We start from the raw sequence: 19615 nt of genomic DNA on the forward strand, positions 1-19615 counted from the left end.
CGGAGAGGTTTTATAGTTATCTCCCATTATCCCCGGATGTAAGAACGAGTTTTCTCATTATGGTAGAAAAAAGAAGCTCCTGTTCCTCTACACGCAGTCCGGCTTTTTGGATGTTGGTCATCGTTTCTCTGTTTATATTAGCTCCGACGATATGGAGGCCGACCGGATTCAGTACGTCCATCATTTTTCCTATCCATTCGGTATCACTCCGCATGTGCTCAAGCATCAGTACTTTACCTTCCGGTTTCACGACACGGTTGATCTCCCGGAGACCGCGGACGGGGTCAGGGACGGAACAGAAGACGCAGGTGGAGACGACATAATCGAAAGAATCATCTGGAAACTCCAGGTTTTCCGCATCCATCTCCCGGAGTGCGATAGAACCGGGAAGAAAAGCGGCTTTCTCTTCTGCTTTTTTAAGCATTTTCCTGCTGAAGTCTATCCCTGTCACTTCTGCTGTTTCCGGATAAAAAGGCAGGTTTGCACCGGTGCCGACTCCTATTTCAAGGACGGAGCCGTCCAGGTCTTTCAGTAAATCTTTTCTCCATTTATCTTTGATCATATGATCCATCATGTCGAAAACGCCGGACACACGATCGTACCTTTTTTTGATTTCTTCCGTTCCGCTCATGCCAAACGCCTCCCTGGTCAATTTGTGTTGCTATGAATAAGTGTATCCCTTATAATGCATTCATATCAATTATCGTCAGACTTTTTAGAGAGAAGGTAGAAAGTTATGGAGAGAATTTACAACTTTTCGGCGGGGCCTTCCATGCTTCCGCTTCCTGTTCTCGAACAGGCGCAAAAAGAACTTACGAACTATAAAAACTCGGGAATGTCCGTCATGGAGCTGAGCCACCGTTCCGGCTGGTTTAAGGAAATCATTGAAGGGGCGGAACAGGGACTGCGTAATCTGATGAAGATCCCGGATGATTATCGTGTGCTTTTTCTTCAGGGAGGCGCGAGTCAGCAGTTTTCCATGGTCCCGATGAACCTGCTCGGTCCTTCGAAAAAAGCAGATTATGTACACACTGGCTCGTGGTCGAAAAAAGCGATGAAGGAAGCAGAGAAATTTGCGGAAGTGAATGTGATCGTATCCAGTGAGGATGGAAGCTTTACGTACATTCCGGAAGTAACGGAAGATATGATTGATGAAGAAGCCTCTTACGTTCACATTACTACGAACAACACGATTGAAGGAACGGCTTTCCGGAATATACCTGACACGGGGGACGTACCACTTGTTGCAGATATGTCTTCGAACATTCTGTCTGAAGAGGTGGACGTATCAAAATTCGGACTTATCTATGCCGGTGCCCAGAAGAATATAGGACCGGCGGGTCTTACTGTAGTCATTATCCGTGACGATCTGATCGGTCATGCAGACGCGAACGTACCGGCGATGCTCGATTATAAAACGCACAGCGATGCCGGGTCGCTTTATAATACGCCACCGACGTTTGCAATCTACATGGCGAAACTTGTGTTTGAGTACATTGAAAGTCTCGGCGGGTTGAAAACTATGGAAAAAATAAACCGGGAGAAAGCGGATCTTCTATATGAAACGATAGAAAACTCCGATCTTTTCACCTCTCCCGTTAAGAAGGACAGTCGTTCTCTCATGAATATCCCTTTTGTCAGTCCTTCTGCACAAACGGATGCTGAATTTCTGGAGGAAGCACAAGAACGTGGTCTTGAAACGTTGAAAGGACATCGGTCTGTCGGCGGAATGCGGGCGAGCATCTACAACGCTATGCCGCAGGAAGGAGTTCAGGCTCTCGTTCGCTTCATGGACGAGTTTGAGCATCATCGTAATAAATAGAAAGAGGAAAGCCGCAGGTATCTGCGGTTTTTTTCGTACTGGAACATTTAAATGTATGGAATGTTTTACTCATTTTGACAAATAAGTCACCTTACTTTAATGTACTATCCGAGAGAAAGGATAAAAAAGATTCGGAACGGGAGAGGGTACATAGTGAAAAAGGTAAAAGCAGGCTTGATGGCGGCTATCGCTGCGACAGTTCTCGCAGCGTGCGGCTCCTCTGAAACAGAGTCGGAAGAAAAAGGAGAGACGTGGAGAGAGATTCAGGAAGAAGGGGAGATTGTAGTAGCTACCCCCGGCACACTGTATCCGGCTTCTTATTACCCGGAGGATTCGGATGAACTTACCGGTTACGACGTCGAGGTTATGAGAGAAGTCGGTGAGCGGCTGGATCTTGAAATTGTATTTGAAGAGATGGATTTCGACAGTATGTTCGCCTCTCTTACCTCAGGAAGAGTGGACGTGGCACCTGCCGGTATGAGAGAGGAAATCAAAGATAAGTACTCCTATAGTGAGCCTTATAAATACTCCTATGCAACTATGATTGTACGGGAGGAAGATGTGGAGTCCTACGACTCCCTGGAGGACCTTGAAGGGAAAGTAGCCGGGGGAGCAGCTACTACCGTATACAGTGACATTGCCGAAAAATTCGGAGCTGAACTGAAAACGTATGGAAACGTGACGAATGACGTTTATTTGCGGGATGTGGACGTAGGCCGGACGGATGTGATCATCAACGACTATTATTTACAACGGCTGGCACTAGAATCTTTGCCACAACTGGATGTGACCATGCACCCGGATTTGAAATTCCACACGAACAATCAGCGCGCGGTTATCGAGGAAGGCGCACATACTTTCCGGGATAAAATCGATGGTGCGCTGGATGAAATGAGGAAAGACGGAACGCTGACCGAACTTTCCAAAGAATTCTTCGGAGGGGAAGACGTATCAGAAAAGCCGGAAGAAGATATAAGAGAAATTGAAGGAATCGAGTGATTTATTTTCCTTATTTATTCCATGAATAACAAAGATAACGGCGATCGAACCATTCAAAGTTCGTTCGCCATTTTTTTATTTTATCATTTGTTTTCTTTATGACTTCTAATTAATCGGACGTTTCCACTTTTATACTTGACTCGTCATAGTTTAAGGGGTAAACTGACTATTAGTTTAACCCGTATACTATAGAGGTGAAAGTATGAGAGAAGAGCTTATCAGACAGGTATACGAATCTATCTATGATATTTATTTGCACGGTTCGGAGCAGGTGGCTCACTCCCTGAAAGAGGATGAAGAGCTGAAACACTTCTCCAGGGAGCAGACACAGCTGATCAAAGTGATCGACAGCTACCCGGAAACGACGATGAAAGAAATAGCTGAAATTCTCGGTGTGCATAAAACCGGAGTATCCAATAAAGTGAAAAAGCTGGTGGAAGGGGGATATCTCGAGTACAGAAAGGGACCGAATCATAAGAGTAAATACGTGGCAGTGACAGAAAAGGGTCACGAAGTTGTAGAACGGATTGAAGCTATTAACGTAACCCGGTGGAGAACCCTCTTTGCGGGTGAATTTACCGAGGAAGAATTGGAAGACCTTTACGGGAAACTATTCCGTATCAGTAAACGTTTTAAGAAAGAAGAGGATGAAAAATGAAGAAAGAATGGAAGAAAATTTTAGCGAGTCCAAAGATACTGGTGGTACTTTTCATTATCCAGTGTATACCCATCATTTATACTTCCGTATTCGTAGGTTCTATGTGGGACCCTTACGGTAATACGGAACAACTGCCGGTTGCTGTAGTGAATGAGGACGAGGCGGCCGATTTTGAAGGGGAAGAAGTAGCAGTAGGTGCGGATACAGTTGAAAACTTACGTGACAACGAGAAGTTCGACTGGCATTTTCCATCGCAAAAAGAAGCGGCCGAGGGATTGAAGAACGGAGACTATTTTCTCGTGGTAACGATACCCGAATCCTTTTCACAGAAGGCGGTCACAGTTTTCGATGAGAAACCCGAGAAACCGGAAATTACGTACGAAACGAATCCGGGCTACAGCATGACCGGTGAAATCATCGCCGGGCGCGGCAGTGAAAAAGTGACAGAAGAAGTATCCGGTCAGCTGCAGTCTTCCTACACGGAGGCCTGGACGACGGCTATCAATGATATGAAAGAGGGGTACTCCCAAAATGAGGAGAAACTCGGAGCGATGGAGGAGAAGCTGGCTCAGCTGAAAGAAGCAAGTGCCGGACTCGCTGATAATCTTCAGGCTCAGGCACCGGCTGCCGGTGCGCAGGCGGGAGAGCTGAATAAAGCCATCGCTGAACTGGAAAAAGGAATAGGCCAATTGAAAGAAGCTCAAAGTTCGGCACTCGAGGAAGCAGGCACGCTGAATCTGGAAGAGGGGAACACTTCCCAGTTTTTAAACCCGATCTCTATTAATGAAGAATCGATGACGGAAGTGGATAACTACGGTTCAGGTTTTACTCCTTATATTTTGAGTATCAGTCTTTTCATCGGTGCTATCGCCTTTCACGTATTTTACAGCATGAATGATACAATTCGTGAAGGTATGAGAGGGTGGACCGGGAAGCTGAGTGTAGTAATGATGCAGGCTATTATGCAGGCGCTGATCGCCGCGCTGGTGCTTGACTTTTTTATGCATGTAGAAATAGGGGATAGACTTCTGTTCTATAGTATGACAGTTCTCACTTCCCTTACGTTTATGATGGGGATTACTCTTCTCGTTTCCTCTCTCGGAAATATAGGCAGGTTTCTGGCGGTGTTACTCCTCGTATTTCAGATCGGTACGAGCGCGGGCACTTTCCCGATCAAAGTTTCGCCAGTTATATTTCAGAAACTGCATGAATTTTCACCGATGACGTACAGTATTAAAGGGATGAGGGAAGCGATGTTCGATTTTACGGAAAGCGTTGCTCCAGGAGAAATACTTCTCATACTGGGCATCCTCTCCCTCGTACTGACGATCCTCTGGGCAGCTGTTTTTCAACTGTTTCATAAACGTCCGGATCTTCATGAGAAAATGGAAAATGCAGTCTGACGATCAAATTGTTCGTTTTTCCGTTTTGAGTAGTGGTACGGTGGACCAGGAGGGATGAAAAATGACAGATTGGGATCAACGATTCAACGAAAGTGGATTTATTTACGGCACAGAGGTGAATGAATTTATTAAAAATCACTATGATTATATTGAAGAGGGCGGTCACATCGGCTGTTTTGCAGAGGGGGAAGGCAGAAATGCCGTATTCTTAGCTGAAGAGGGACACCCGGTAACGGCTTATGATAATTCCGAAGTCGGTATGGAGAAGATGAAGCGCCTCGCTGACGAGCGGGAAGTCTACGTGGAAGGGCTTCATAAAGACCTTACGAAGGACCGGGTTGGAGAAAATGTTTATGATGGGGCGATTATGGTATTCGGCCACGTGCCGAAAGAAGATCAGCCTTTCCTGATGGCAAACGTCCGTGGCTCGGTAAAGACCGGCGGCACTATCCTTATGGAAGTGTACTCGGAAGAACAAATAAACTACAAAACCGGAGGGCCTCCGACAACAGAAGCGATGTACCGGCCTGAAGATATACTTGAATGGTTCCGCGACGATAAAATCCTTCATTTTTATTATGGGGAAGCGAATCGCGTGGAAGGTACAAGGCATACAGGCCTTGGTCATGTTATCGAGTTGATTGCAGTAAAAGAATCCGTCTGATTTGCAGACGGATTCTTTTATTTGCGAGAATAAGTTTCCCGGGATTACCCGGGAAATAATCGGTTCCTTTAAGTGCTATACCCGGGAGAAGACAAAAAAACTGCCGGCTTCCGGGGAGAAGCCAGCGGCTGAAATCTACTGGTGAATCGATGTTAATGCTGATCGGGGAAATCAGCTTGTATTACAGGTTTGGCTGATATTTCATACGTAGTCTCTTTAGCAGTCACTGCAGTTGCAGAACCTAAAACCAGCAGCATCGTCACGACGAAGACTGAAAGCTTCCTGGACACGTAGTCACCACCTCTTTTGAAATTAATTATAATACGGTATAGTAAATAATATAAAACTCTTTCAGAAAGGGAAACAGATGTATACGATGGCGGATGAATGTATGTAGAAGAACAATCTTATTTTTTTAATGAAATTATGCATTTTTGCATAAAGAAGGAGGGGTGATGTTATGTATGAAAATACTGGAGAAAAAATACGTGAATTGAGAAAACAGACCGGAATGTCCCAGGCTTTTCTGGCTAATAAAATCTGTTCCCAATCGGAAATAAGCAGGATAGAACGGGGGTTGAATGAGCCTTCCTACCAGATGTTATGGGCTATTTCGAAGAAGTTCGACGTAGATATCAATTATTTTTTTGATGAGCATTCGACGGAAAGGGAAGATTATTTTCAGGAAGTAAAAGAATTGCTGGAGGAAGCGAGACGTGACCGCGACTACAGTCTTATTGAGGAGATCGTGGACCAGGAATCGAAAAACCCGCTCCTCCAGAAAGGGCACCGCCACAAATACCTGAAATGGCATAAAGCAATGACTGTTTACCATCTTCACAAAGACGCTGCAGGGGCAGTGTCTCTCTTCATGGATTGTCTGTCGAATGGAGACCTCGATTTATTGATTACTGAACTTGATATGAACGTCCTGAATAGTATCGGTATCATAAAAAGAAATGAAGGGGAGCTTAAGGAAGCCGTCTATTACTTGGAGAAAGCCCTGCGTATCCTTAAGCGGATGGCTTCACTGAAAAAAGAGAGGATTGTAAGAAAAGTATATTACAACCTCTCCAAAGTTCACTCGGATCTCGGGGAATATAAGCTCTCGGCAGGTTATTGTGAGAAAGGGCTGGCTCTTTGCTTATCCGAGGAGGATATGTTTCTGTTTGCAGAGTTCCACTATCAGCTCGGCCGTAACCTTCTGCTGCTTGGAGACGAAGAAGAGGGGTTGCGTTACTGGGGAAAAACGAGGACGATTATAGAACTCCAGCAGAAGAACAACCTGCTTAAATTTATCGAAAGTGAGATAGAGAATTACCGGGAGACGGGAATGATAAAATAGAATTATGCATATATTCATAATTTTATATGTTTATGTATAGAAAAAGGGGAGCGGGGAGTGTACTCCGGGCACACAGGTGTATAAGCGTTGCAGGAGCTTTTGCAGGAAAGTGGAAGAGGAGATATAATCATACTCATAAAGACACACCATCATCACCCCCCCTCTCCTTTTAACTAATAAAAAACAGGCGGCCCTTTCCCCGAAGGGTCCGCCTGTTTTTATTGATGGAAGACAGCTTCCCTTTTGTTCCCTCTCCTTCTGCGATATAATGGAAGAAACATAGCGAGATGAGGGAGGTTATATTATGGCTGAGGAGAAAAAAAACCAGTTTAATATACTGAGCGGTGATTCTACAGGGGGAGATGGCAGTTACGGGGTAGGAACAATCAACCTCGATAACATTTCCCCGGTTATTGTCGACCCTCAGAAAGAAGAAGCCTACATTGATATGGATGCCCTGCATGCCCGCAGTAAAATAGAGAAAAAGGTCCGTTTTAAACCGGATAAGGAACCGCTTGTGGAACCGAATCTGTACTGGATCGTCTGGGTAGCGACGCAGGTGGGGCAGGAAGGCCCTTATATCCACGGTATCGGTGCCTGTGAAGTGCAGGTATCGACGGAAGAGCGTCGGATTAAGCCCGGTTATAAGTCGATGCCGGAGCACGTCAATAATCTGGATAAATCGCTGAAAGGGAAAGTCCTGGTCGAACATATGGATGAAAAATCGAAGCGGATACTCGCGGACTATCTGAAAGAAGAGCACGGGGAGCTTTGGAAGAACTCCCGTGACGAAGTGGCTGGCGGATTACAATAATATCAGTACGAAAAGCAGTTCCGTCATAGTGTATGCCGATGGAACTGCTTTTTTATAAACAGTCTTCCAAAGATTCAAGGTGTATGAAAAAAGGAGGGAAAAGAATGGAAAAGGGAAAGAACGGTTTCAATTTTAAAAGCCCGCTGCTGCTGTTTGTAATCATATGGTCTATTATCTGGAAGGGGATAGCACTCTGGCATGCAGCCCGTAACAGACAGCTGCCCTGGTTTCTCAGCCTGCTGATTGTAAACACTGTCGGTCTCGTGGAAATAATATATCTCATATTTTTCAGGAAAGACAGAAAGCTGAATGAATAATACAAAAAGCGGACCGCAAACAAGGTTTTGATTTGCGGTCCGCTTTTCTATTTCCGATTAAAGAATTCTTTAGCTTTTTCTACATATGGCATGTCTTCATCGATAAGGTCTTCTTCGTAATAAATAGCCTCTACCGGACAGACTGCTTCGCAGGCGCCGCAGTCGATACAGATTTCCGGGTCGATATAAAACATGTCTTTACCTTCTTCTATACAATCCACCGGGCATACGTCTACGCATTCTCCGGATTTCTCCTGTTCACACGGGGCAGTGATGACAAAAGCCATGTAAACCCTCCTTTATGTCTATGTTAAAAAGGGGATTAAGTTTTCCCGCATTCATTTTAACACACTCAGGAGGCCTGTTTCTCTGTTTTGCTGATGACGTTTGTGCCGACAAGGTCTCCCGTTACGTTAAGGGCGGTGGCTCCCATACCTACAAAGACGTCGACTGCAGTAAGAAGAGCTACTGCTTCCATCGGAAGTCCTACCTGGGAGAAGACGGTAGCAATCATAATAATACCCGCACCGGGGACTCCGGCAGTCCCCACGGAAGCGAGCGTGCCGACGATTACCACTTGAAGTACGCTGACAAAGCTCAGCGGGTCACCGATGACATTTGCTGCAAATACCGCCGAAACTGCTATCCTTATAGCCGCTCCGTCCATATTAATGGTAGCACCGAGCGGAAGGCTGAAGCCGTAAAGGCTTTTGTTCAGTTTCAGCTGGCTCGCAGCATGAAGAGTGACCGGCAGCGTTCCGGAAGAACTCTGGGTGACGAAAGCGGTGACCATGGGGGTTCTCGCTTCTCCGAAGAAACGGCTCAGCTTCGTTTTTGTAAGCAGAAGAATACCTGCGTAAATTATGAGCTGTACGAGCAGGGCTATATAAAGGACACCGATGAAGCCTCCGAGTTCCTGAAGGGTGTCGGCGCCCTGATCTCCTACGATTCCTGCAATTATAGCTGCGATACCAATCGGGATGTACTGGAGGATCCCTTTCATAACGGTCAAGGTCAGTTCGTTCAGCGTATCTATAAGATCGTACAGCCTATCGGCTTTTTCACCGAATTTTTCTGTACTGCGCATATAAGATATAGCAATCCCGAAAGCGAAAGCAGTAAAAATGATGCCGAGCAGATTCATTTCGACGAATGCTTTTACTATATTATCCGGAACGATACTCAGGAGCACCTGTGTGACTCCCGGGTCTTCGGGAACTTCAAAGGATTCGTCGCCGCTTAAAGAAAGGCCTGTACCTGGGTCGAAGAGGCTGGCGACGGATGTCCCGATGATGATGGCAAGAGCCGAAGTGCCGAGATAGTACAGAAACACTTTGCCGCCCATCCGGCCGAGATTCCCGATATTCGTCTGATTCACCCCTACGATCAGTGTAAAAAGAATAAGCGGAATGATAATAAATTGTAACAGACGAAGCATAAGGTCACCGAAGGGGGCGAGGGCACTTGCTTTATCACCGAGAAGAAGTCCCAGGATGATACCGATAACCAGAGCTACCGTAATTTTTTTAATGAGTGAAGCATGTATATATGAATTCCAGAGTTTTTTCACGCTGTTCCTCCTTCAACTTAATTCTGATTTGTTTACTCTGCATTACAATAGCGGAAAAAAGTTTTGATGTCAAAACAGACGATTTTGTTTTTTAAAAGGGAAAAAGAGGTATTCAATATTGTAGAGGAAAGGGGGGGGAAAGGATGAGTGTTACTCAAGTAGTGCTTCTTTTGTTTATAGGATATATCGTTTTTACTATCGATAAGAAGAAAAAGAGTGTGCCGATTCCGGTGGTGCTTCTCATAATCGGTATCGGGTTATCATTTATTCCGTATTTTTCCACGGTGGAAGTTACGGAGAAGATAATTTATGAAATTTTCCTGCCGGGTATTCTGTTCGTCTCTGCCTATAAATATTCGGCTAAAGCTATTAAAAGGCACGGTGCTGTTCTGGCTACGCTGAGTACCCTGGGCCTGATGGCCACGGCGCTTCTGCTCGGTCTCTTAACGTATATGGTCGGAGGATGGTTCGGAAGTATCTCTTTTCTCGGGGCCATGGTTATAGCTTCTATTCTGACCCCGACAGATCCGGTCTCCGCTGTCTCTGTGCTTGAAGAAGCAGCAGACGAACAGATAGCCGAAGTAGTAGACGGAGAGTCGATGATCAACGACGGAACGAGTATAGTACTGTTTACTGTTTTGAGCGGCATGTATCTGGGTGAGAATTCCTTTCAGCTCACCGGGTTCCTCGGGGAATTTCTGTACGTGTCGCTCGGTGGAGTGATCGTGGGGGTAGCGTTCGGATGGCTCTGTTCGAAAGCCGTACATATAACCCACCATCACGATTATCAGGTGATGCTCAGTATCATTATCGCTTACGGCGCATTCCAGACAGCTGAACACGTTGGATTCTCTGGAGTGCTCGGTACAGTGGCTGCAGGGATTATGCTGAGTTATGAATTTGAGCATATGAACCGGGAAGGACATTACAGAGAAGCACTGTCCGGTTTCTGGAATGTCGTTGAACCGTCTTTGCTTGCTCTCGTTTTTCTGCTTATCGGAATTACGGCGACACCTTATCTCGCTTCCGCAAACTGGATTATGGCTATTATCATTTTTGTCGCATCTATCGTTATCCGTTACTTAATAGTAACGGCAGTGCTGGCTATATTTCATAACAACCGTACACTTGATAAACAAAAGCAGGCTTTTCTCGTTTCCTGGGCGGGAATAAGGGGGACGATGTCCGTATTTTTGATTCTGAGCCTCCACGCGAAAAGTCCGGAAGGAAGCGAAGCGCTGTTATCCATCAGCTTCTCCGTGGTAGTACTCTCACTGATTATTCAGAGCCTCGGGGTATATCCGTTATCCCGTAAACTCGAAAACTGACCGGGAGCTCTTTTTCGTTTACTCCGGCATAAACAGCCCCCTGGACACCGATATTTCTCCGGCTTCCAGGGGGCCTTTTGCTATTCATTCTTTTCAAATTACTCAGGCTGCAGCTGCAGTTCTTTTCCTGCTCTTGATGAAGAAAGCGAGTACGAAACCGAAAAGGGAAAGCGCTCCTGCTACAATGAATGAACTATTGACACCGGCAACCATACCGGAAGCACCTTCTCCGGGGATGGCACCACTGGACATGACCGATACTAACAGCCCCGTACCGACAGCTCCGGAAATCTGCCTCATTGTATTATTCATAGCTGTCCCGTGAGGCATAAGTCTATCAGGGAGCTGGTTAAGGCCGGCAGTTGTCACAGGCATCATTACCAGAGCGATACCGAACATACGTGCAGAGTTAACAATCGCCAGATAGGCGAATGTCGTTTCGACTGAAAGTGAAGTGAAGAGAAAATTCGTAACAGTCAAAATCCCGAGCCCCGATATCGCAAGCCATCTGGCTCCGAACATGTCGAAAAGACGACCGGTCACCGGGTTCATAATTCCCATTAAAATCGCTCCGGGAAGCAGCATCAGACCGGATTCCAGCGGAGAAAACCCGAGCATATTCTGCATCAGAATAGGTAAAATGACGGCCCCGCCTATCATCGACATGAACACCACCATGCCAAGGGCGGTAGTGAGGGTGAAAACTTTGTATTTGAAAATCCTGAACTCCAGAATAGGCTGTTCGAGTTTCATCTGACGTTTAATGAACAGCGTAAGCGTAATAGCTCCGACTACAATTGGAATATAAACCTGGGGGACGAGCCACCCGCCGACATTACCTGCTGTACTGAAACCGTACAGAAGCCCTCCGAACCCGAGCGTGGAGAGGGAAATGGAAAGAGCATCGATTTTTGGGAATGTCCTCGTTGTGACGTTCTTCAGAATAAAGTAAGCCACAATTATATCGATAATTGCGATAGGGAGTACGACATAAAATACACTTCTCCAAGGGAATTGACCTACAAGGTAGCCGGAGAGCGTAGGTCCTATAGCCGGGGCGAAGGCTATGACCAGACCGAACAGACCCATCGCGGTGCCACGTTTTTCAATCGGAAAAACGAGGAAAAGAATTGTCTGCATCAGCGGCATAATGATACCTGCGCCGCCGGCCTGGAGAACACGACCGGCCATTAAAAACGAAAAGGTCGGGGCTATCGCGCATACGAGAGTTCCGAGTGCGAAAGTGCCGACAGCTGTAAGAAACAGACCACGGGTGGTGAAACGTTCAATGAGAAAAGCTGTGATGGGAATCATGATTCCGTTAACAAGCATGAAGACCGACTGTAACCATTGGGCAGTATTCGCACTTACTCCGAGGTCGTTCATGATCGGGGGAATAGCAGTAGATAAAAGTGTCTGATTGAGAATCGCTACGAATGCTCCCGAAATCAGAACAATCATCAGCGGAACTTTATTTATATCGGGGCGTCCTTGACCGTCAGCCATATCAATTCCTTCTTTCTTCCTATTTAATAATGTGTTGAACAATTTAACTATTATAGCAGAACATAATCTGGAAGTTAATTGATATGCACAGGAAATTCAAATAGTCTGCACAAAGTATATAAATAAGTTATAATTAAAGAGAAATAAAGGAGGAATAAATATGGGTAAATTAGAAGGTAAAGTTGCAATCATCACCGGAGGAGCTTCCGGTATGGGTAAAGAAATGGTGGATTTGTTTAAAAACGAAGGAGCTTTCGTCATTGCTGCGGATGTGAACGAAGAGGGCCTTAAAGCTGTCGAGCAGGAAGCGAACGTGGAAGGGGTCAAACTCGATGTGTCTTCCGATGAGGACTGGAAGCATGCTGTCGAGAACATTAAGGAGCGCCACGGAAAGATAGATATTCTTGTAAACAATGCGGGTATCACCACAGAGAAGTCGGCAGACGACACAACGGTCGAGGACTGGGAACTGATGATGCGTATCAATAGCTACGGCCCGTTTGCGGGAATCAAGCACGTAGCTCCTTACATGGCGGAGAACGGAAAAGGATCGATTGTGAATATATCAAGCTTCACAGCACAAATCGGTCTAGGATTTAACAGCTATTCCGCTTCTAAAGGAGCCGTGCGGGCTGTTTCCAAATCTGCCAGTACTACGTATGGAAAACAGGGTGTCCGCGTAAATGCAGTATTCCCGGGTGTGATAGAAACGCCTATGACGAAAAACCTGAAAGAATCCGGCGGTATGCTTGAGCAGCTTGAAAAGGCTACTCCGCTCGGACGACTTGGAAAATCAGAAGACATAGCGAAGGCTGTCCTGTTTTTGGCTTCTGATGATGCTGATTATATAACAGGTGCCGAACTCGTCATTGATGGAGGATTTTCAGCACAGTAATGGTGCAGGCTGCCCTTAAACAGGGCAGCTTATTTTTTGATAAGAATAAACGAAGAAAAGAGGTATGTCCTAAAATGTCGATGCATATACTGATACTGGGACTGTTGAGGGAATCCCCCATGCACCCTTACGAAATGAAGAGGATGATGAAACAGCAGCACTGGAATCAATTGTTCCCGATAACCGAAGGTAATCTTTACCACAATATAAAAAGGGCGGAGGAAAAAGGAAACATAAAGGCTATAAAGCAGGAACAGATAGAAAAACGTCCGAGCCGCACTGTATATGAAATTACGGAAAAGGGAAAAGAAGAACTCTCCGACCGGATACTGCAGGTGTTCCTCAATCAGAAAATGGAGATAAGTACCGTATACCCGGCTCTATTATTCGTCCGATATTCAAATCAAAGGGCAGTGGCGGAAGCTGTGAGAAAGTGGATAGGAACGATTGAAACGGAGAAGAAAAACGCCCGTGAGGGGAGCGGGGCGGGGTACTATATTTATAAACATTTTCAGGACAGGATGCAGGTAGACAGAAAGTGGCTGAAGGAAGTGGCTGTATGGCTGGAAAAAGAGTCACAGTAATAAACGTGAAAGGTCAACTGTAGACCTTTCACGTTTTTCTTTATCCCTTAGCAGGGTCGGTACTTTCGCTATATACTGTTTCGTTGCTTTTCTTTTTCATGTGATTGCTGAATAGCCGCATAATGATAAGATGTGAGAACGCCTGGGTGTACTTATAGGCGAACCACGGAAGTGAAGGCATATATTCGTGGATAGCGACTATAAGCTCATTCTTTTCAGGAATCTTCCTGAATTCGAGTCTTCCACGGGAGTTCTTTTCCGAATCTGTCAGAAGCCCCCCGGTTATATAATAAAGGGCGCGGTCTGTCGTACTTCGTTCTTTGGAATAAGAAAGTTCCAGCAGTGATTTCGAACTGAACGAAGTTCCTACTTTACAGCAGTGTTCTTCATCTACCGTAGTCCGGATCCAGGGGTTCAGCAAAGATTCCAGCCATTCTACGTAGTAAAGGGCAGTACTGTCCGCTGTTTCTCCTTCAGGCAGAATGATTCTCTGTACGGAACGGACATCCTGCTTGAAAGATGGGAGCTGGGGAAGTTTCAGCCTTATACCTTCTTGACGCTCGCTTTCCAGAGCGTATTTTGCGGATTCTTCGAAAGTGATCTCGCCGTCACTGATGCCCTCCACGTAGTTTTCTTTCTGAACGACCATCGGATGTTTAAGGCTTTCGATAAGCGGATATACAATTTCTTTCGATGCTCCGGTCACCATGCTTACCCACAGCCTGGACAGTTTCACGGTGATGAACGGTACCGGTATGGCCTTCGGCTTCCGCCCCATTATAGCTGCGGTTTTCAACATCATATCCCAGTAAGTCATTACCTCCGGGCCGCCGACATCGATGGACCGATTGGAAATCTCTTCGTTCTCCAGGCCTTCATCAAGGGCATTAAGAACGTCCGGCAGTGCAATAGGCTGGGTATCCATACGCGTCCATTTTGGCAGAACCATAATCGGAAGGCGCTTCACAAGTTTTGCGAGAATCGGGAAAGAAGAACCTTTCGGACCTACAATGAGCCCGGCTCTGATTGCAGTGACGGGGGTGCCGTAAGCACGAAGTATATTTTCGACTTCCAGACGGCTTCGCAAGTGTCTGGAAAGAGGTTCTCCGTCTCCCGGAACGATACCGGTCAGGTAAACGATCCTTTTTACATTGTTCTTTCTGGCTGCCTGAGCAAAGTTGTCGGCTAAAATAACGTCCATATCTTCGAAAGAACCTTGCGTAAGTTTCGCCGAGGGCATCATGGAGTGTACGAGATAAACGGCTACATCCGCCCCCTCCAGAGCTTTCTCGGCATCATTCATTGAATACAGATCACAGGACCTCCACTGGATATGTTCACTGTCCTCGTAATTATCCCCATTACGGGAAAGAGCTATTATGTCAGCCTTGTCCTCGATTTTTTTCAGCAGATTCTGTCCGATGTATCCACTGGCCCCGGTCAGGGCGACAACTGGTCTTTTGCTCATCATCTCACTCTCCTTTTTCTGTATCCTTCCCTATCAGTGAAAACTGAAACCGAACTATAGCCATCCTTTCTCCTGACAGTAATGAATCGCTTCAATACGGTTCGTCACTCCCAGTTTATCAAGAATAATCGATACGTAGTTCCTTACAGTCGCCGGAGTTATGAAAAGAGAATCAGCGATAGCTTTCGTATTCTTGCCTTCGGACATAAGTGTGACTACCTGTTTCTCCCTTTCGGTGAGCGGACTCGGGTCCGTGAAGGCGAGATCGATCAGTTCCGGGTCGTAAATCTTCGCTCCTTCATGGATTTTGCGGATGGAGGCGGCCAGGTCGTCGCTCGGGCTGTCTTTCAGTAAATAACCGTGCACCCCTGCATTTTTGGCTCTTTGAAAGTATCCGGAGCGTGCGTACGTAGTAAGGATGATAACCTTACACGGAAAATCCTTCAGTTCTCGGGCAGCGTCCAATCCGTCTTTTTTCGGCATTTCGATATCGAGCATGCATATATCCGGTTCCAATTCCCGCGCAAGGCGAAGCAGTTCTTCCCCGTCTCCTGCCTTGCCGACGACTTCTATTCCCTCTTCGAGATCGAGAAGCGTGGCCAGCGCCCCGAGCAGCATCTGCTGATCCTCGGCGATTACCATACGAATCATGAAAGTTCCTCCTTTTGTTTAATGATAGTCGGTACATAAAAGTTCAGGGCAGTTTTTGCGTTCTGTTCAATCTTAAGCGTTCCGTTGACAAATTCCAGCCGTTCTTTCATCCCTTTCAGTCCACTTCCCTCCCCGTAATCGTCTTTGCTGAAGCCGTCTCCGTCATCCGTAACGGTAAGCAGAGTATCTTCTTCTCCCTGGTCGATAGCGATTTGACATACGGAAGCGTTGCTGTGTCTTGTCACATTCGTCACTGCTTCTTTCAGGCACATGCTGAGTACGTGCTCAATCAGGGGAGGGAGATGCACCGAGCCCGGAGCTCCAGCCTCTTCGAAATTCATGCCGGCTGTCTCTATCATTTGCCGGGCACGTATCCATTCATCTTCAAGAGATGCCACTCTCATGTCAGAGACCATTTCCCTTACTTCTTTCAACGCCGTACGGGCGGTGTCGTGTATATCCCTCATCTCATCCTTGGCCTGATCCGGTTTCTGCTCAATGAGCTTTCCGGCCAGTTCGCTTTTCAGACCGATCATAGACAGTTTCTGACCGAGCGTATCATGAAGGTCTCTTGCTATCCTTTCTCTTTCTTCCGTCACCACCAGCTGGGAAATGCGTTCGTTGGCATCTTCAAGGGCGTCTTCGAGAATTTCCTGATTTCTCCGGTACCGGACGGTAAAAGGGAGAAGCACTACCCCTATAAGAGCAATCGTTACGAAGGGAAGGTAGGGAAACAGAGAATCCATCTGCATAATGAAAGTCATCACCGTCGCTATAAAGGTAGTCGTCAAATGGACCGTATACAGAGCTATAAACCCTCCGCGGTGACGGATGCTTCCGATAAAGTAGGCAAGAAACAAGGCGAAATAGACGTATCCGAAAAGGAAAGTCATAAGGAGGCTTATAGCTATTTCTATACTGACGAAGAGGTAAATCATACGACTATTTGACGAAAAGGACCACCGATAACAGAGGAAGAAAATGAAAGTCATCAGAATACCGAACACAATTTCCAGCACGGAAGATGATCTGAATATGAAGAAAAAGGGAAGGACGCAGAAAACGATCCATATATATGCGCCGAGCCCCGTATGTTTTGGAAGTATATGGTACCATTGCTGCATAGAAGTTACTCCTTTTCTTTTAGCATATCACACACGAAAGAGACCGTCCCGGCAAACACGGGGCGGTCTCACTTTTATGATGAATAACGGTTTTTAACCGGAAGTCCCTGCATTGCTTTTTAACAGGGGCTTCACTTCCTTGAAAGAAACGAAAGTTTTGTTGGCGGTATCATAAAGCCGGAACCGGACCGATTCCAGACTGGTAAGCAACGTAATAGTCGTCGCGTACTGGAGAGGAGGCGTAGATTCGTGAGCTTCCTCAAGTTTATAGTTGGGTACTCTTGGACTCAGATGGTGCACGTGGTGGAAGCCGATATTTCCGGAAATCCACTGGAAGACTTTCGGGAGACGGTAGTAGGAACTTCCGTCGACAGCCGCTTTAACGAAATCCCACTCCGATTCGTCCTCGAAGTAAGAATCTTCGAACTGATGCTGAACGTAAAAAAGCCATATTCCGAGCATGCCGGACACGTAAAGGATCGGCAGCTGCACGAGAAGGAAAGCTTCCCATCCGAGTGTTGCAATGATCGTTCCGTAAATGAGTACGGCAGATATATTAGTTACGTAGGTATTCACGCGTTCCTTTTTCTTCGCACCTTTACGGTTGAAACGGTTGGAGATAAGGAAAAGATAAATGGGACCGAATCCGAACATGACGATAGGATTCCGGTACATACGGTAAATGAAACGTTCGCGTTTTGAAGCCTGAAGATATTCTTCCACCGTCATCACCCATATATCGCCGGTACCGCGCTTATCCAGGTTCCCGCTTGTCGCATGGTGGATAGAGTGGCTCCGTTTCCATTTATCAAAAGGGAAAAGAGTCAAAATACCGCTGATAATGCCGATGGTACGATTGGCTTTCTGACTTGGCAGAAAAGAAGAGTGCGTACAGTCGTGAAAGATGATGAAAATCCTTACGACGAAAGCCCCGGCGAGGATAGCTACCGGTACGGCGAGCCAGGCAGATATTTCAAGAGAAAGATAGGCCAGAATCCAAAGCGTGACAAAAGGTACCATAGTATTGAGCAGCTGGATTATTCCGGCTTTAGTATCGGGTTTTGCGAATTCCGAAACGTCTTTTTTAAGCTGTTTCTGTTTTTCTTTTTCCATAGTTGAGCCTCCCGTGTTCCGTTGTTTCTATATCGTAACTTAAATTAGGATCAGGTATAAGGCACAAGTGTCAGTATTTATTCGTGATAAATATCACGGATGTTTATATGTATTCAGAGTTACTCATTTAGTATAAAATGATAAGTAGCTTGTTAAAAAGGTAGGTTCAATTATGGAAGAACATGAGGATTATATAACACGGATTCAGATTGAGGATAAAGAAATAGTGCTCATCGGCACCGCTCACGTCTCCAGGGCGAGTGCTCTGCAGGTGAAGGAAGTAGTGGAGCAGGAAGAACCGGACAGCGTCTGTGTGGAGCTTGACGAACAGCGGTATCATTCCGTCGTCGAGGGAAACCAGTGGAGAAATATGGACATCTTCCAGATCATTAAGGAGAAGAAAGCGACGCTGCTGCTGATGAACCTGGCGATTTCGTCCTTCCAGAAACGAATGGCAGAACAGTTCGGTATTAAAGCAGGTCAGGAAATGATTCAGGGGATTGAATCAGCCGAAGCATCGGGTGCCGAACTCGTCCTTGCCGACCGGAACATTCAGTTGACGTTTGCCCGTATATGGGGGAACCTTGGTTTCAAAGGGAAAGCGAAACTCATGCTTTCCCTGTTTGCAGGTATTTTCTCCAAAGAATCGATATCGGAGGAAGATCTGGAAAAGATGAAGGAGCAGGATATGCTGGATGCGATGCTTGAAGACTTCAGCGATAACTTTCCGAGACTGAAGCAGCCGCTTATCGACGAGAGGGATCAGTATCTCGCCGAGAAGATCCGTACGGCTCCCGGAAAGAAAGTGGTAGCCGTTCTTGGAGCCGCCCATGTTCCCGGAATTACGAAGGAAGTACACAGGGAACACGACCTGGAAGCGTTGAAAGAACGTCCGAAAAAATCTCCCTGGCCGAAGATCATCGGCTGGGCCATCCCGATTTTCATTATAGCGCTCATCGCCTATACCTTTACGATGAATGCGGAAGCCGGTATGCAGCAGACGCTCAGCTGGGTCCTCTGGAACGGCATCGTTTCAGCTGTCGGAGCGGCTGCGGCCTTTGCGCATCCTCTCGCTATTCTGACTGCTTTCGTAGCGGCCCCTGTCACCTCATTGAATCCGCTTATTGCGGCCGGCTGGTTTGCAGGGTTCGTCCAGGCTTACATTAAGCGGCCGAACGTGGGGGACTTCGAATCCCTTTCCGACGACGTGACTTCCGTCAAAGGTTTCTGGAACAACAAAGCGACGCGCGTGCTGCTCGTCATTGCACTGACAAATATCGGAAGTTCTCTTGGAACATTCATCGGTGGAGCGGATGTCATTCGATTATTTTTGGAAAACTTTTAGCACGTCTCC

The 19615-nt window shown here is 46.4% G+C and carries 21 protein-coding genes; 12 read left to right on the forward strand and 9 right to left on the reverse strand.

The window, feature by feature from the left end; genetic code table 11:
- Positions 1–16 precede the first annotated feature (16 nt).
- Positions 17–631, reverse strand: coding sequence for a class I SAM-dependent methyltransferase (locus AAV35_RS01265; RefSeq protein ID WP_008589122.1), 615 nt, complete (start codon positions 629–631; stop codon positions 17–19).
- A 105-nt stretch (positions 632–736) separates the two neighbouring features.
- Between AAV35_RS01265 and serC the strand changes: the two genes are divergently transcribed.
- From serC to AAV35_RS01290, 5 genes are all read left to right on the forward strand, one after another.
- Positions 737–1822 carry a 3-phosphoserine/phosphohydroxythreonine transaminase gene (gene serC, locus AAV35_RS01270; RefSeq protein WP_008589124.1) on the forward strand — a complete coding sequence of 362 codons (1086 nt, stop codon included), beginning with the start codon at positions 737–739 and terminating at the stop codon, positions 1820–1822.
- 153 nt (positions 1823–1975) lie between these two features.
- Complete coding sequence (locus AAV35_RS01275) at positions 1976–2821, forward strand: transporter substrate-binding domain-containing protein (protein ID WP_008589126.1); 846 nt, start codon at positions 1976–1978, stop codon at positions 2819–2821.
- 202 nt (positions 2822–3023) lie between these two features.
- A complete protein-coding gene (locus tag AAV35_RS01280) occupies positions 3024–3479 on the forward strand; it encodes a MarR family winged helix-turn-helix transcriptional regulator (protein WP_008589127.1) in 456 nt (151 codons plus the stop codon).
- Positions 3476–4882: a YhgE/Pip domain-containing protein gene (locus AAV35_RS01285; protein WP_008589129.1), complete on the forward strand. Its 1407-nt coding sequence runs from the start codon at positions 3476–3478 to the stop codon at positions 4880–4882. Before AAV35_RS01280 ends, AAV35_RS01285 begins: the two co-directional genes overlap by 4 nt.
- A gap of 61 nt (positions 4883–4943) precedes the next feature.
- Positions 4944–5546, forward strand: coding sequence for a class I SAM-dependent methyltransferase (locus AAV35_RS01290; RefSeq protein WP_008589131.1), 603 nt, complete (start codon positions 4944–4946; stop codon positions 5544–5546).
- A gap of 152 nt (positions 5547–5698) precedes the next feature.
- On the opposite strand, the gene AAV35_RS14275 is transcribed toward AAV35_RS01290, so the two are convergent.
- Positions 5699–5836, reverse strand: a complete 138-nt coding sequence (locus AAV35_RS14275) for a hypothetical protein (RefSeq protein ID WP_156330859.1) — start codon at positions 5834–5836, stop codon at positions 5699–5701.
- A gap of 170 nt (positions 5837–6006) precedes the next feature.
- Here AAV35_RS14275 and AAV35_RS01295 point away from each other — a divergent pair, with 170 nt between their 5' ends.
- The 3 genes from AAV35_RS01295 (at position 6007) to AAV35_RS01305 (ending at position 8022) form a co-directional block, all read left to right on the forward strand.
- Entirely contained in the window at positions 6007–6891 is an 885-nt protein-coding gene (locus AAV35_RS01295; RefSeq protein ID WP_008589134.1) for a helix-turn-helix domain-containing protein, read from the forward strand.
- 304 nt (positions 6892–7195) lie between these two features.
- Positions 7196–7705, forward strand: a complete 510-nt coding sequence (locus tag AAV35_RS01300; protein WP_008589136.1) for a YwhD family protein — start codon at positions 7196–7198, stop codon at positions 7703–7705.
- A 104-nt stretch (positions 7706–7809) separates the two neighbouring features.
- Positions 7810–8022 carry a DUF5652 family protein gene (locus AAV35_RS01305; RefSeq protein ID WP_040609224.1) on the forward strand — a complete coding sequence of 71 codons (213 nt, stop codon included), beginning with the start codon at positions 7810–7812 and terminating at the stop codon, positions 8020–8022.
- A gap of 47 nt (positions 8023–8069) precedes the next feature.
- On the opposite strand, the gene AAV35_RS01310 is transcribed toward AAV35_RS01305, so the two are convergent.
- Positions 8070–8309 (reverse strand): ferredoxin family protein, encoded by a 240-nt coding sequence (locus AAV35_RS01310; protein ID WP_008589139.1) that lies wholly within the window; start codon positions 8307–8309, stop codon positions 8070–8072.
- Between the two features lie 65 nt (positions 8310–8374).
- The gene (locus tag AAV35_RS01315; protein ID WP_008589141.1) at positions 8375–9592 is read right to left on the reverse strand and encodes a dicarboxylate/amino acid:cation symporter; all 1218 of its coding nucleotides are present in this window, start codon (positions 9590–9592) and stop codon (positions 8375–8377) included.
- Positions 9593–9735: 143 nt separating this feature from the next.
- Between AAV35_RS01315 and AAV35_RS01320 the strand changes: the two genes are divergently transcribed.
- Positions 9736–10920: a cation:proton antiporter gene (locus AAV35_RS01320; RefSeq protein ID WP_008589143.1), complete on the forward strand. Its 1185-nt coding sequence runs from the start codon at positions 9736–9738 to the stop codon at positions 10918–10920.
- A gap of 102 nt (positions 10921–11022) precedes the next feature.
- Here AAV35_RS01320 and AAV35_RS01325 read toward each other — a convergent pair whose 3' ends face one another.
- Positions 11023–12426, reverse strand: coding sequence for a DHA2 family efflux MFS transporter permease subunit (locus tag AAV35_RS01325; RefSeq protein WP_008589144.1), 1404 nt, complete (start codon positions 12424–12426; stop codon positions 11023–11025).
- A gap of 160 nt (positions 12427–12586) precedes the next feature.
- On the opposite strand from AAV35_RS01325, the gene AAV35_RS01330 reads away from it, so the two are divergent.
- Together AAV35_RS01330 and AAV35_RS01335 are read left to right on the forward strand one after the other, a co-directional pair.
- Positions 12587–13321 carry an SDR family NAD(P)-dependent oxidoreductase gene (locus AAV35_RS01330; RefSeq protein WP_008589146.1) on the forward strand — a complete coding sequence of 245 codons (735 nt, stop codon included), beginning with the start codon at positions 12587–12589 and terminating at the stop codon, positions 13319–13321.
- Between the two features lie 74 nt (positions 13322–13395).
- The gene (locus AAV35_RS01335; RefSeq protein WP_169819451.1) at positions 13396–13905 is read left to right on the forward strand and encodes a PadR family transcriptional regulator; all 510 of its coding nucleotides are present in this window, start codon (positions 13396–13398) and stop codon (positions 13903–13905) included.
- Positions 13906–13945: 40 nt separating this feature from the next.
- Here AAV35_RS01335 and AAV35_RS01340 read toward each other — a convergent pair whose 3' ends face one another.
- The 4 genes from AAV35_RS01340 to desA all read right to left on the reverse strand — a co-directional run bounded on the left by AAV35_RS01340 (position 13946) and on the right by desA (position 18261).
- Positions 13946–15373, reverse strand: coding sequence for an NAD(P)H-binding protein (locus AAV35_RS01340; protein WP_008589150.1), 1428 nt, complete (start codon positions 15371–15373; stop codon positions 13946–13948).
- Between the two features lie 54 nt (positions 15374–15427).
- Entirely contained in the window at positions 15428–16024 is a 597-nt protein-coding gene (locus AAV35_RS01345; RefSeq protein ID WP_008589151.1) for a response regulator transcription factor, read from the reverse strand.
- Positions 16021–17148, reverse strand: coding sequence for a sensor histidine kinase (locus AAV35_RS01350; RefSeq protein ID WP_008589153.1), 1128 nt, complete (start codon positions 17146–17148; stop codon positions 16021–16023). Before AAV35_RS01350 ends, AAV35_RS01345 begins: the two co-directional genes overlap by 4 nt.
- A 93-nt stretch (positions 17149–17241) precedes the next feature.
- Positions 17242–18261, reverse strand: a complete 1020-nt coding sequence (gene desA, locus AAV35_RS01355) for a Delta(5) desaturase DesA (protein WP_008589154.1) — start codon at positions 18259–18261, stop codon at positions 17242–17244.
- A 172-nt stretch (positions 18262–18433) separates the two neighbouring features.
- Between desA and AAV35_RS01360 the strand changes: the two genes are divergently transcribed.
- Positions 18434–19606, forward strand: a complete 1173-nt coding sequence (locus tag AAV35_RS01360; protein ID WP_008589156.1) for a TraB/GumN family protein — start codon at positions 18434–18436, stop codon at positions 19604–19606.
- Positions 19607–19615 lie beyond the last annotated feature (9 nt).

The sequence above is a fragment of the Salimicrobium jeotgali genome, assembly GCF_001685435.2.
GTDB lineage: Bacteria > Bacillota > Bacilli > Bacillales > Halobacillaceae > Salimicrobium > Salimicrobium album.

What these genes read in the sequence shown, in the direction of transcription:
- AAV35_RS01360 (WP_008589156.1), top strand. Translation starts at nt 18,434, where the DNA reads ATGGAAGAACATGAGGATTATATAACACGGATTCAGATTGAGGATAAA.
- desA (WP_008589154.1), bottom strand. Translation starts at nt 18,261, where the DNA reads ATGGAAAAAGAAAAACAGAAACAGCTTAAAAAAGACGTTTCGGAATTC.
- AAV35_RS01320 (WP_008589143.1), top strand. Translation starts at nt 9,736, where the DNA reads ATGAGTGTTACTCAAGTAGTGCTTCTTTTGTTTATAGGATATATCGTT.
- AAV35_RS01300 (WP_008589136.1), top strand. Translation starts at nt 7,196, where the DNA reads ATGGCTGAGGAGAAAAAAAACCAGTTTAATATACTGAGCGGTGATTCT.
- serC (WP_008589124.1), top strand. Translation starts at nt 737, where the DNA reads ATGGAGAGAATTTACAACTTTTCGGCGGGGCCTTCCATGCTTCCGCTT.
- AAV35_RS01345 (WP_008589151.1), bottom strand. Translation starts at nt 16,024, where the DNA reads ATGATTCGTATGGTAATCGCCGAGGATCAGCAGATGCTGCTCGGGGCG.
- AAV35_RS01340 (WP_008589150.1), bottom strand. Translation starts at nt 15,373, where the DNA reads ATGAGCAAAAGACCAGTTGTCGCCCTGACCGGGGCCAGTGGATACATC.
- AAV35_RS01285 (WP_008589129.1), top strand. Translation starts at nt 3,476, where the DNA reads ATGAAGAAAGAATGGAAGAAAATTTTAGCGAGTCCAAAGATACTGGTG.
- AAV35_RS01305 (WP_040609224.1), top strand. Translation starts at nt 7,810, where the DNA reads ATGGAAAAGGGAAAGAACGGTTTCAATTTTAAAAGCCCGCTGCTGCTG.
- AAV35_RS01330 (WP_008589146.1), top strand. Translation starts at nt 12,587, where the DNA reads ATGGGTAAATTAGAAGGTAAAGTTGCAATCATCACCGGAGGAGCTTCC.
- AAV35_RS01335 (WP_169819451.1), top strand. Translation starts at nt 13,396, where the DNA reads ATGTCGATGCATATACTGATACTGGGACTGTTGAGGGAATCCCCCATG.
- AAV35_RS01350 (WP_008589153.1), bottom strand. Translation starts at nt 17,148, where the DNA reads ATGCAGCAATGGTACCATATACTTCCAAAACATACGGGGCTCGGCGCA.
- AAV35_RS01325 (WP_008589144.1), bottom strand. Translation starts at nt 12,426, where the DNA reads ATGGCTGACGGTCAAGGACGCCCCGATATAAATAAAGTTCCGCTGATG.
- AAV35_RS01280 (WP_008589127.1), top strand. Translation starts at nt 3,024, where the DNA reads ATGAGAGAAGAGCTTATCAGACAGGTATACGAATCTATCTATGATATT.
- AAV35_RS01295 (WP_008589134.1), top strand. Translation starts at nt 6,007, where the DNA reads ATGTATGAAAATACTGGAGAAAAAATACGTGAATTGAGAAAACAGACC.
- AAV35_RS01310 (WP_008589139.1), bottom strand. Translation starts at nt 8,309, where the DNA reads ATGGCTTTTGTCATCACTGCCCCGTGTGAACAGGAGAAATCCGGAGAA.
- AAV35_RS01265 (WP_008589122.1), bottom strand. Translation starts at nt 631, where the DNA reads ATGAGCGGAACGGAAGAAATCAAAAAAAGGTACGATCGTGTGTCCGGC.
- AAV35_RS01290 (WP_008589131.1), top strand. Translation starts at nt 4,944, where the DNA reads ATGACAGATTGGGATCAACGATTCAACGAAAGTGGATTTATTTACGGC.